The following is a 1,181-nucleotide window of genomic DNA, read 5'->3' on the forward strand; positions in this document are numbered from 1 at the left end:
AGTATGGAACCGATGGACCGTCAGAGATATCTTCAATGGCACAAATATGCGGAGGCAGGTATCAGTCCTTCAGACCGCGTAAGAGTGTTGGAAATTTCGGAAAAAGCGCCCAAAATAAAAATGATTGATGGTCTGGATCAACAATCTGTTTTTAAAAATATTGAAGCAATTGATACGGAAATTACTCCCCGTCCTGAACCAGAAGGATACTTACACCCTGACTACCTAGAGGCTCATAAGCATTTATTTGATAATGGAGCTGCTAAATTTCAAAAATTTCAGCCTAGCGAGAGTTGGAATGAGGGTATTGTTGGGGGTGATGATAGAACAAGTTTTTGGTTAAGTAAGGATCATGCAGATATCATTCAAGACATTGCTAGAGGGGATAATCGTATTTACGAAACATTGTTAGGATTTGATGATGGATACTTAGGAGATGGTCCACTTTATCGTTTGGATGTCACTCCAGAAGTAGTAGCAGAAAAAGGTATTTCAATACCAAGTGGTAATGAAGCTGGAGCCAATAAATGGTGGCGTCCAGGTGGAAGAACATATCCAGGAGATATGCCAGAAGGCGTAATGAAAGATATTAGTACAAAGAGTGGAGATCATACATGGAACATAGTAAATTAGCTTGGGAAGATGTTAGTAAGTTTGAGGAAATAAAAGGTTATGGACAACATGTTTGGCGACATCATGAGAAATATTTTTTTGTTACAGATGAAGGAGGAATAGCAGAACAGAGGGTAGTCTATGAATTACCATTAGAACTATTTCAATTATTAAAGTCTGGGGAAAAAACACTTAAAGAAATTCATTTTAAGCTAAAAAAAGACTGTTGGCCACCGAACGTGACACAAGAAGAAGCTAATAGAAATTTCTTGAGGCAATATCCAGAAGCTTTAAGAGGAAATCCTAAAGCGCAAGGCTTATTCACAAAGGCTGAACTGGAAGAAATATTACCCGAAGGGGCTGAAATTCTAGCGAGCAAAGATTAAGATAACCCTTTCTATCTATGTTAGAAATGAATCAAATAAGAGTTTACTAATATTTTATTGGTAAACTCTTGCTTTAAATAGAATTCTCTACAAAGACAAGTGAATGCCTACTCCGCCAGTATCTCCTCTGCCCAATCACGGATTACTTCCATCGATGAAAAATTGGAACGTCTTCGTACGGCC

Annotated in this window: 1 protein-coding gene and 1 pseudogene; both read left to right on the forward strand. The window is 38.0% G+C overall.

Annotation, left to right across the window (positions count from 1 at the left end):
* Nucleotides 1–633: pseudogene (locus tag ADH52_RS02005) on the forward strand (hypothetical protein); the annotation flags it as partial.
* Nucleotides 615–998: a hypothetical protein gene (locus ADH52_RS02010; RefSeq protein ID WP_049509774.1), complete on the forward strand. Its 384-nt coding sequence runs from the start codon at nt 615–617 to the stop codon at nt 996–998. The pseudogene ADH52_RS02005 and the gene ADH52_RS02010, both read left to right, overlap by 19 nt.
* The last annotated feature ends 183 nt before the right edge of the window (nt 999–1,181 follow it).

Source organism: Streptococcus pseudopneumoniae (assembly GCF_001072665.1).
GTDB lineage: Bacteria > Bacillota > Bacilli > Lactobacillales > Streptococcaceae > Streptococcus > Streptococcus pseudopneumoniae_S.